This window comes from Kitasatospora sp. NPDC004799, from assembly GCF_040609095.1.
Lineage (GTDB): Bacteria > Actinomycetota > Actinomycetes > Streptomycetales > Streptomycetaceae > Kitasatospora.
In genome coordinates this window covers 1-10,703 of record NZ_JBEXJK010000283.1, presented here as the reverse complement: position 1 = coordinate 10,703, position 10,703 = coordinate 1, and the positions used below count along the sequence as shown (strand labels likewise).

Sequence of the window (10,703 nt, the reverse complement as noted above, 5' to 3'; positions counted from 1 at the left end):
GCCCACGCGGGCGGCGACCGGGCCCGGGTCGCGGTGTACGCCGCCACCCGCGCCGCCCGCTTCACCCCGCCCCGCGAACTCGCCCACCACCTGGGCGAGTTGCTGTCCGCACCCCGGGGTGCCAAGGTGACCAGCCGCAAGGAGGCCGTACGGCTGGCCGCCGAGCACCTGCCGCCGCGTACCGCCGCCGACCTCCTGGCGGCCGCCTACCGCACCGAGGGCCAGCACCACGACGTACGCGCCGCGGTGGTCGCCTCCACCACCGCCCTGCTGGACGCCGAACCCGTCTGGGACCTGCTCGCCGAGGCCGCCGGACAGGCCCCGCCGCCCGTGCGCCGCGCCGTCCTGCGCACCCACCCGCGGCACCTCCCCGAGGCCCACCGGGCCCGCTACGCCCACCTGGTGGCCGCCACCGCCGCCGCAGCCGACCCGGAGGTCGCGGCGCCCGCCCTCGCCGCGCTGCCGCAGTGGGCCGCCTGGGCCCCGGACACCGCGGACGTGGCCCGACGGGCCGTCACCGACCCGGCGAACCGCGGCGCCTGGCAGCAGGCCGCGGACGCCGTCCGCACCCTCGCCGCCTCCGGGCTGCCGCACCCGCTCGGCGGCGCCGCCCCCGGCAGCCTGCTCCACCGCACCCTCGCCGAACTCGCCACCGCCGCACGGACGGACGCCCCCGAAGCCGGCGACGACCGGGACCTGCCGGCCCGCCGCAGGCTGGCCCACCTCGCCGACCTCCCCGCCGACGACCGCCACCGCCCGCTGCTCGCCGGCGTCGCCGGCCTGCTCGCCGCCGAACCCGACCTCGCCGGCATCAGGACGGCCGCGCTGCGCCGCCTGGTGGACCCGGCGGCCGGACCCCAGCACCTGGAAGCCGCGCTCGGCACGCTCGCCGACGCCCACCGCGGCCGGCCCGCGGCGGCCGCACTCACCGCCCTGGCACTGCTGCGCGAACACGCCTCGGGCCCGCTGCCACCGCCCGGGACACCCGACGCCCTGGCCCGCACCGCCCGCCGGCCGGGCGACACCGGCCCGGCCGCCGCCCTGTTCGCCACGGCGCTGACGGAGGCCTTCGGCAACCGCCTCGGCTGGCCCCGGGAATGGCGCGCCCTGCTGCGCGAACTGCGCCGCCACCCCTCGCCGGACGTCCGCGAACAGGCCCTCGCGGTCGCCACCCACCGGGAGTGACCCGGTACCCGCGCCGGCCGTCAGAGCTCGTCGTGGTTCCAGTCCCCGTTGTCGGAGTGGGGGGCGCCCATGGTCATCTGCACGTACCACCGCAGGTTGTCGAGGTTGTCGACCCGCCCGACGGTCGGAATGTCGACCGGGGTCGCGTTCTGGCCCGACGAAGCGCGGTTGTAGAAGCGGGACAGGGCGTCCCAGGAGTTCTCCAGGTACTGCTGCTGGATCGGCAGGCTACGGACGCTCCAGTCGTTCATCGCCGCGCGGAAGGTGCCCTCGACGTCGTTGAACCGGGCGGCCTCGGACAGGGCCTGGATCATCAGGCTCAGCGACCGGGCGGTCGCCTGGCGGTTGCCCCACGGGTTGTTCTCGCCCGCCAGGTGCAGGATGGAGCCCCGCATGTCGTTCCAGCTGATGGGCATGGCGTCCCGGCCCCGGTTGGCCGCGGTGGACAGCGAGTTGTAGTTGGAGCCGAAGTTCAGGGTCTGGACGTTGTGGCTGACCGGCGGCGCCGGGGCGGTGGTCTCCGAGATCCGACCCTGCAGGGCGCCGTTGAGGTCGTTGAACTGGTAGGTGTCGCCGTACTGGTTGGAGTAGCCCCACAGGTAGAGGTTGGAGGGGTTGATCCAGAGTTCGGTGCGGCGGCGCTGACCCTGGTCGTCGAGCGCGGACAGCGTGACCTGGACGAGGCCGACGTCCTCCAGCTGTGTCTCCTGCGTGTTGTAGCCCGCCACCGCGGCCCGCAGACTGGCCAGGAACGTGGAGTACCGGATCCGCTCGTTCTCGCCGGGGCTGTCGGACAGGTCGAACCACACGTGGGACATGTGGCGCCACTCGGTGCGGGCCTCGGCGGTACCGGCCCCGCCGAGCACGCCGGCGACGGCCATGCTCAGGCCCACGCCTGCCAGGAGGACCGATCGGAGCCGTGCACGGACGGTGGTGTGCCTCTTCATCGTCTTCTCTCTCACCTGCCGGACCCAACGGCCTGGCGGCCACTCATATCCGGTACGGCGCCAGGGGCGGCGCCGCGATTCCTCTTCCGGGCGCCACTGTGCCACGGGACAGGCTGCGCCCGGAGCCGGCCGATCGACCCGTACGGCCGGCCCACGACCGCACGGACCGATCGGCCGCTCAGAGCAACGGCAGCAGATGCGGAAGACCCTCCGGCGCGGCACGACACCACCCAACTCACCTGATACCAAACACACTTGACTCTACATCAGCAACATCCGAAAACTCGGCGAGCAAGGCAGGAGCCCAGCCCGCCACTCGGCCAACACACCCACCCCCGGCCGCACACACCCGGCATCACACCCCCGCAGACGTGCAGAGCCGGCACAACGGTGGGCACTGACAGTCAAGCCCGCCCCCACCCCGGCCACCCGCCCCGCCGCCGGCCGGCACGGACGGCGTGAGGTGACCGCAGCGACCGGGCACTCCGCCTCCTCGGCGCCCCCGTGACAGCCGGCCGCCACTCACGGTGCCGGTGGTCTGCCGGTGGTTGTCAGCCGGGTGCGGGCGGCCTGTCGGCGCGGCCCGGCACCTTTTGCGGAAGGCGGCCGGACGGCTGGACGGCCCGATCCCGAAGGAGCCCACCATGCACACCCCCGTCACGATCATCGGTGCCGGACTCGGCGGCCTCACCCTGGCCCGCGTCCTGCACGTCCACGGCATACCGGTCACGGTCCACGAGGCCGACCCCTCCCCGTCCGCGCGCACCCAGGGCGGAATGCTCGACATCCACGACGACAGCGGGCAACTCGCCCTCGAGGCGGCCGGCCTGACGGACGAGTTCCGGGCGATCGTCCTGGCGGGCCGTCAGGCGATGCGGATCCTGGACCCGGACGGCACCGTCCTGTTCGAGGAGGCCGACGACGGGACGGGCGGGCGCCCCGAGGTGCTCCGCGGCGAGCTGCGCCGCATCCTGCTGGACTCGCTGCCCGCCGGTACCGTCCGGTGGGGGCGGAGGGCCGACGGCGCCCGGGCCCTGGGCGGCGGGCGCCACGCGGTGACGTTCGCCGACGGCTCCACCGTGGTCACCGATCTGCTGGTCGGCGCGGACGGTGCCTGGTCCCGGATCCGGCCGCTGCTCTCCGACGCCGTACCCGCGTACACCGGCACGTCGGTCGTCGAGACGTACCTGTTCGACGCCGACACCCGGCACCGGGCCGCCGCGAGGGCGGTCGGCGGCGGGTCGCTGCTGGCCCCCTCCCCGGGCCGCGAGATCTTCGCCCACCGGGAGGCGGGCGACACCCTGCACGCCTACACGGCGCTCTCCCGGCCGCTGGACTGGTTCACCGCCATCGACTTCACCGAGCCGGGCACGGTCACGGCCACGGCCACCGCCACAGCGCGGATCGCGCGGGAGTTCGCCGGCTGGGCGCCCGAACTCACCGCGCTGATCACGGACTCCGACACCCCGCCGGTCCTGCGCCCCCACTACGCCCTGCCGGCCGGGCACCGGTGGGAGCGGGTGCCCGGGGTGACCCTGCTCGGCGACGCCGCCCACCTCCAGGCCCCGAACGGCGAGGGCGCCAACCTGGCCATGCTCGACGGCGCCGAACCCGGCCGGGCCCTCGCCGCCCACCCCGACGACACCGAGGCGGCCCTCACCGCGTACGAGCAGGCCGTGTTCCCCCGCAGCGCCGAACCCGCCGTGTACGAGGGCGTCGAACTCCGGGGGACCGACTCCGCCGACAACACGGCCCAGGGCCTGATCGACCTGTTCACCGCGAACGGCCGACGAGCCGCCGACGGCCCGCCTTCCCGGCCTTGACGCCGTCCCGTGGAAGGGCACGGCCCCCGACACCGCTCACCCGCCCGCGGCACACTCCTGCGCCTGCGCCAGGTACCGCGCCACCGGCCCCAGGGTCAGCAGGCCGCTGGCGGCGCCGGCGTGCTCCGCGCTCGCCCCCCGCAGGGCGGCCGCGGCGCGCGCGGCGACGGCGCGCTCGCCGAGGCGCACGGCGGCCCGGGCGGTCAGGCACCACAGGGCCTCCTGCAGGTGGTCGTGCGGGGGATCGGGCACCGCGGCGAGCGCGCTGCGGGCCTCCTCGCCCCGGTCCTGGGCGAGCAGCACGAGCGGCCGCGCCCACGGCCGGTACGGCCCCCAGTCCAGGTGCGGGTCGGTGGGCGCGGGCCGGTCGTGCAGCAGGCGCAGCCCCAGGAGGGCGAGCGGGAACAGGCCGCGGTGCAGCCCCGGCATCCCGGCGTCCCGCAGGGCGTTCTCGGCGGCGCGGTAGCGCTGCGCGGCCTCGGCGGCGCTCGGTCCGCCGGGCCGGGTGCTGCGCTCGGCCGCGGCCCGGGCCCGGAACCACCCGGTGAGGACGGGGACCAGGGGCGCCTCGGTGCCGGCGGCGAGCCGTTCGGCGGCCTCGGCGTGCGCGGTGGCGGCGTCGAGGTCGCCGAGGGCCGAGGCGGACTGCAGGCGCACGAGCCGGCCGAGGACGGCGAAGTTCGCCAGGCCGTGCCGGGTGGCCAGGTCGAGGATCTCGGCGCCGGTCTCGTCCCGGACCGCCGCGAGTCCGGGGCGGGCGAAGGACTGCAGGAACACCCCTTTGAGGGCGAAGGCCAGCAGCGCGGGATCGGCCAGGTCCCGGGCCAGCGCCTCGGCCCGGAGCGCCGCGTGCCGCGCGCGCTCCGACTCCGCCCCGCACAGGTCGGCGGTGCGGCTCTCGACGGCGATCGTGGCCAGGAGCCGGGCGCGCAGGTCGGCGGGGCCGTCGGGGCCGAGCGCGGCGAGGGTGCGCTCGGCGGCCGCGACGACGGCGCGGGACTGCTCGGGGTCGTCGGCCCGGCTCCAGAGTGCGGGCACGTCGTAGGCGCCGATGACCCGGGCGGTCAGGAAGGGGTCCGCCGTGCGTTCCGCCGCCAGGGCGGCGGCCAGGCGCTCGCGCCGCGAGTGGACGAGGGCGTCGCCGCCGGCCAGGGCGAGGGTGCGGGCCAGGTCCACGGTGGTCCGCGGACCGAACCCGGCCCCGGCCCCGAACCCGGTTCCGGGACCGGCCCACACCGTCCGCGCGCCGTCCAGGGACGCGGATCCGTTGAGGATGTCCGTCTCCAGCCGCCGCAGTTCGCCACCGGGGTCCAGCCCGAGCTGACCGACGAGCACCGTCCGGGCGCGGCGCAGGGCGGCCAGCGCGTCGCCCCGGCGGCCCGCGCGGTACAGCGCACGGGCCAGCAGCGCCCAGGCCGGCTCGCGCCACGGGTGCTCGGCGACGTGGGCGCCCAGCTCGGCGGCGAGAGCGGCCCCCTCCCCGCGGTCGAGGAGGATCCGGGCGCGCAGCTCCACCCCCTCCAGCCTCAGCTCCTCCAGCCGGGTCCGCTCGCGCCGCGCCCACGGGGAGCCGGGCAGGTCGGCGTAGGCCGGTCCGCGCCAGTCGGCGAGCGCCGCGCCGAGGCCGGCCACCTCGCCGGGGTCGCGCCGGGCCCGGGCCAGGGCGTCCTCGTACCGGTGGACGTCCACGTCCTCCCGCGGCAGGCGCAGCGCGTAGCCGGGCCCCTCGGTCACGATGACCCGCGGCGCGGTACGGGGCGGCCGGCCGGGTTCCAGGGCCCGGCGCAGCGCGGCGACGAAGGTCCGCAGGGCGCCCACCGCGCGGGCCGGCGGATCGTCCCACAGGTCGTCGACGAGGGCGTCGGTGGTGACCATCCGCCCCTCGGCGGCGACGAGCCGGGCGAGCACCTCGCGGTGGCGGGGCCCGCCCAGCTCGACCGGGGTGCCGTCGTCCCGCAGGGCCCGTACGGCACCGAGTACGTCGATTCGCATGCCCCCATCCTCCGGGCCGGCGCCGGCCGCGCCCAACCGCACTGATCGGCTGCTGATCGCCGTCGCCCAGGCTGGTCCCGCCGGTCACCCCCCGACCCGGACGGTCACCCCCCGACCCGGCCGGTCACCCCCCGACCCGGCCGCTCACCCCACCCGAGAGGAAGGCCCCTCATGACGCCCACCATCCCCGGCTTCGACCACGTCCGCCTGCCCGGTACGGACGGTGTGGAGCTGGCCGCCGCCGTCGGCGGCAGCGGCAGCCCGCTCGTGCTGCTGCACGGCTTCCCCCAGACCCACCTGATGTGGCGGCACGTCGCCGAGCGGCTCGCCGGCGAGCACACGGTCATCTGCCCCGACCTGCGGGGCTACGGCGCCAGCGACAAGCCGGCGGCCACCGGCCCCGAGGTGTACGCCAAGCGCACCATGGCCGCCGACACCGTGGCGCTGGCGGCGGCGCTCGGCCACGAGCGCTTCGCCCTCGTCGGGCACGACCGGGGCGCCCTGGTCGCCTTCCGGGCGGGGCTGGACCACCCCGAGACCGTCACGCACCTGGGCATCCTCGACATCGTGCCGACCCTCGCCATGTGGAACGTCCTGCACGGGACCTCGGCGGCGGTCGGCTACCACCTCTATCTGATGGCACAGCCGCCCGGCCTGCCGGAGACGATGATCGCGCGCAGCGCGGACGCGTTCTTCGGCTCCTTCCTCGACGCCTGGGCCGCCGACCCCACCGCCGTGCCGCAGGACGTGCGCGCCGCGTACCTGCGGGCGAGCGCCGCGGCGGTGCCCTCGATCGTCGCGGACTACCGGGCCTCGGCGGGCATCGACGTCACGCACGACCAGGCCGACCTGGACGCCGGGTCGCAGCTGGCCATGCCCGTGACCGTCGTCCAGCAGGACTGGGGCGCGCGCCTGGGCTACGACGCCGCCGCCGTCTGGAGGGCCTGGGCCCCCGACCTGGACCACCGGCTGACCCGCGCGGGCCACTTCATGGCCGAGGAGGCGCCCGACGAGATCACCCGCGCGATCCGCAGCCTGCTCGCCCGCTGAAGCCTGCTCGCCCGCTGACCCCCGCGCCGCCGCTCTCCCCGCCGGCCGGGCCCCCACGGCGCCCCCGAACGGGTGGCGGCGGCGCGGCTCCGGGCAACCGGCCCTGTCCCCACCCCGGCCGCTGCCTTGAATGGGGGAGGAGCGGCCTCCACGGGCCGTTCCGACGACACACCAGGAGGCGCCCGCCATGGAAGCACCGCACGAGGACCGACCCCACCGACCCGCTGCCCCCGCCCGCCCGGCCCGACGCGGGCACCCCCGACTCCTGCCCGGCACCCTGGCGCTCGCCGCGGCCGCCCTCGCGCTCGGGACGTCCGGTCCGACACCGTCGGCCGCCGCGTCGGAGCTGTGCCCGGCCGGGAACCTCTGCCTCTACACGGGCGGCATCGGCATCCCCGAGCCGCTCCAGATCCGCCAGTGCCGGAGCCGGGAGTTCGACCCCCCGTTCCGCGCCCGCAAGATCGAGAACAACACGCCGGTGACCGCGAGGGTCTCGACGGCCGACGGCGCGACCCTCGACGTCCAGCCCCGCCAGACGGTGGCCTTCGCCCCGGACCTGTACCTCACCGCAGCGGGGACCCTCTGCTGACCCGAGCCGGCGCCCCGCCCCGTCCCGCCGCCGCCACGTCGACCTGCGGGTCGACCCCGACATCCAGACCCTGCCCTTCGGTTCGAAACCGCAGGGGCCGTTCCACGCGCCGTCCCGCGGTGCGCCCGGGAGACCTCGCCCGGACCGGCCCCCGCCGTCCCGGCCCGGCGGGGCACCGGGATAATGATCTTGGAAGCTGGCGGGTGCCGGGCGAGGGGCGGACAGGGTGCGGATCAACGTTCTGGGGCCGCTTCAGGTCGTACGGGGTGGGGACGGGGCGGCGGCCTTCGAGGTCGGCGGGACGCGGCTTCGGCTGCTGCTGGTCCGGCTGGCCCTCGACCCCGGGCGCGTGGTCACCCGTGAGCGCCTGGTGGACGACCTGTGGGCGGACACGCCGCCGGAGGAGCCCGCCGGCGCCCTGCAGTCCCTGGTCTCCCGGCTCCGCCGGGCGCTGGGGGACGGCCGGACGGCGGTCGGTTCGCACCCCGCCGGGTACCTGCTGGACCTGCCCCGGGCGAGCGTGGACGCCTGGGACTTCGAGCAGCGGGTGGCCACGGGGCGGGCGGCACTGACGGCGGGCCGGTCCGCCGAGGCGGTCGCGCTGCTGGACGGGGCACTGGACCTGTGGCGCGGGGCACCGTTCGCGGACGCCGCGGGCGCCGGGTTCACCTCCGCGCCGGCGGCCCGGCTGGAGGAGCTGCGGCTGGCGGCGCTCGAGGACCGGGCGGACGCCCTGCTCGCCCTCGGCGGCACCGAGGCGCTGCCGCGGCTGGTCGCCGAGCTCACCGGACTGCGGGTCACCCACCCGCTGCGCGAACGGACCGCCGTCAGGCTGATGCGCGCGCTCCACGCGGACGGGCAGCAGGCGGCGGCGCTGGAGGTGTTCGAACGAACCCGGCGGGCGCTGGCCGAGGAACTGGGCGCGGACCCGTCGGCCGAACTGCGGGACGCCCACCTGCGGGTGCTGTCCGGCGCGACGCCGCCGGCGCCCGGGCCGGCCCCGGCTCCCGCGGGGTTCCCGGCCGGGCGGGCGGCACTGCCCCGGTGGCTCACCGCCCTGGTCGGCCGCGACGAGGCGCTGGCAGCGGTCGAGGAACGCCTGCACCGCTCCCGCCTGGTGACGCTGACCGGGCCGGGCGGCGTCGGGAAGACCCGGCTGGCGATCGCGGCCGCGAGGGCCGCCCCGCCCACGACGGACGTCCGGCTCGTCGAACTCGCGGGCGCCGCCGGGTCCGACCGGCCCGACCGGCCCGACGGGCCCGACGCGGTGACCCGGGCCGTGCTGACCGCTGTCTGCCGCCCGGCGGAGGCCGGCGTGCTGGCCGGCGGCCTGCCCGCCGGCGATCAGGCCGGGGAACCCGTCGACCGGATCATCCGGGCCCTGGAGGGCCGTGACGTCCTGCTCGTCCTGGACAACTGCGAGCACCTGATCGAGGACGCGGCCCGGTTGACCCACCGCCTGCTGGCCGCCGCGCCCCGGCTCACCGTGCTGGCCACCAGCCGCGAACCGCTCGGCATCACCGGCGAGGCGCTCTGGCCGGTGACACCGCTCGCCGTGCCCGAGCCCGGCGCCACCGCCCGGGAAGCGCTCGCGCACCCGGCCGTCGACCTCTTCACCCAACGGGCCGCCGCCGCCTGCCCCGGCTTCACGTTGGACCACGACACCGTCGAGCCGGTCGTCCGGATCTGCCGCGAGCTGGACGGCCTGCCGCTGGCCCTCGAACTGGCGGCGGCCCGGCTGCGGGCCCTGAGCCCCGGACAGGTCGCGGCGCGACTGCACGACCGGCTGCGGCTGCTGGACCGCGGCCCACGCACCGCCCCCGACCGCCACCGCACCCTGCGCGCCGTCATCGACTGGAGCTGGGAACTGCTCGACGAGGACGAACGCACCCTGCTGCGACGGCTCTCCGTGTTCGCCGGCGGAGCGACCCTCCCCGACGCCCACCTGGTCTGCGCCGACCACTGGCCGAGCCGGCCGGCGCCCGACCCGACGGCCGTGGAGGACCTGCTGGCGTCCCTGGCCGACAAGTCCCTGGTCGACAGCTTCCCGGCCGACAGCTTCCCGGACGACAGGTCCCCGGTCTCCCCGTCCCCGGCCGCGGCCGGCGGCCGGGAGACCGGCACGGTGCGCTACCGGCTGCTGGAGACGGTCCGCGCCTACGCCGCCGAACGGCTCGCCGAGACCGGCGAGGACGACCGGACCGGCGCCGCCCACCTGCGCCGCTTCGTCGAACTCGCCGAGAACGCCGAACCCCGGCTGCGGACGGACGGCCAGCGCGGCCGGCTGGCCCGGCTCGACGCCGAGCAGGGCAACCTGGACGCGGCACTGCGCCGGGCGGTCGCCGTCGGCCCACCGGAGCACGCGCTGCGGCTGACGGCCGCCCGGGCCTGGCCCTGGCTGATGCGCGGTGAGGGCCGTGAGGCCGGCGAGTGGACGGCGGCCGTCCTCGCGGCCCACGGCCGCACCCCGCCGCCCGGCCTGGAGCAGGCCCACGCCCGCTGCGTGATCCTGGCCCACCTCACCGCCCCGCTCCGGGAGAACGACGGGTCCGCGATCCCACCGGAGGCGATGGGCGCGGCGCTGGTCACGGCCCAGCAGGCCGACCACCCGGTCGCCCTGGTCGCCGCGCTGCTGCTCGCCATGGCGGGACCGCCGCACGCCGTGGCCGCGACCGCGCGGCGGTACGTCGGGCACCCCGACCGGTGGATGCGCGCCGCCGCCCAACTGGTGCTCGGCCGGGTCGAGTTGGGCGCGGGCCGGATCGGGCCCGCCGAGCACTGCCTGCGCACGGCGGTGGACGGCTTCCGCGCCCTGGGCGACCGCTGGGGGCTGGCCATGGCGCTGGTCACGCTCGCCGCGCTGCTGTCCGTCACCGGCGCGGCCGACGAAGCCCTCGCGGCACTGACGGAGGCCGGCCAACGGGACGCCGAGACGGGCGGCCGCGGCGAGGCGCCGCTGACCCTGCTGCTGTCGGGCCGGCTGCGGGCGCGCCGCGGCGAACTGGCCGCGGCCCGGGCCGACCGCCTCGGCGTGCCGCGGCCGGGACCCACCCCGTCGTCGGCGCCGCTCAGCCCAGCAGCACCGCGCAGCCCCGCAGCACCGCGCAGCCCCTCGAC

General features: G+C 77.4%; 6 protein-coding genes and 1 pseudogene. 5 read left to right on the top strand and 2 right to left on the bottom strand.

Translation table 11 applies throughout. From position 1 onward, the window contains the following. Positions 1 to 1,185, top strand: a pseudogene (locus tag ABZW03_RS28695) (hypothetical protein); the annotation flags it as partial. A 20-nt stretch (positions 1,186 to 1,205) separates the two neighbouring features. Here ABZW03_RS28695 and ABZW03_RS28690 read toward each other — a convergent pair. Further along, entirely contained in the window at positions 1,206 to 2,078 is an 873-nt protein-coding gene (locus tag ABZW03_RS28690; RefSeq protein ID WP_355264333.1) for a ribosome-inactivating family protein, read from the bottom strand. 698 nt (positions 2,079 to 2,776) lie between these two features. Here ABZW03_RS28690 and ABZW03_RS28685 point away from each other — a divergent pair. Then, positions 2,777 to 3,955, top strand: a complete 1,179-nt coding sequence (locus ABZW03_RS28685; RefSeq protein WP_355264331.1) for an NAD(P)/FAD-dependent oxidoreductase — start codon at positions 2,777 to 2,779, stop codon at positions 3,953 to 3,955. A gap of 36 nt (positions 3,956 to 3,991) precedes the next feature. On the opposite strand, the gene ABZW03_RS28680 is transcribed toward ABZW03_RS28685, so the two are convergent. Then, on the bottom strand, positions 3,992 to 5,947 hold the full coding sequence (locus tag ABZW03_RS28680) for an AfsR/SARP family transcriptional regulator (protein WP_355264328.1): 1,956 nt from the start codon (positions 5,945 to 5,947) through the stop codon (positions 3,992 to 3,994). 171 nt (positions 5,948 to 6,118) lie between these two features. On the opposite strand from ABZW03_RS28680, the gene ABZW03_RS28675 reads away from it, so the two are divergent. From ABZW03_RS28675 to ABZW03_RS28665, 3 genes are all read left to right on the top strand, one after another. Beyond that, complete coding sequence (locus tag ABZW03_RS28675) at positions 6,119 to 6,997, top strand: alpha/beta hydrolase (RefSeq protein ID WP_355264325.1); 879 nt, start codon at positions 6,119 to 6,121, stop codon at positions 6,995 to 6,997. Positions 6,998 to 7,184: 187 nt separating this feature from the next. Continuing rightward, the gene (locus tag ABZW03_RS28670) at positions 7,185 to 7,586 is read left to right on the top strand and encodes a hypothetical protein (protein ID WP_355264322.1); all 402 of its coding nucleotides are present in this window, start codon (positions 7,185 to 7,187) and stop codon (positions 7,584 to 7,586) included. 226 nt (positions 7,587 to 7,812) lie between these two features. Continuing rightward, positions 7,813 to 10,703 (top strand): BTAD domain-containing putative transcriptional regulator (locus ABZW03_RS28665; protein ID WP_355264319.1); only part of this gene is annotated, 2,891 nt, incomplete at its 3' end.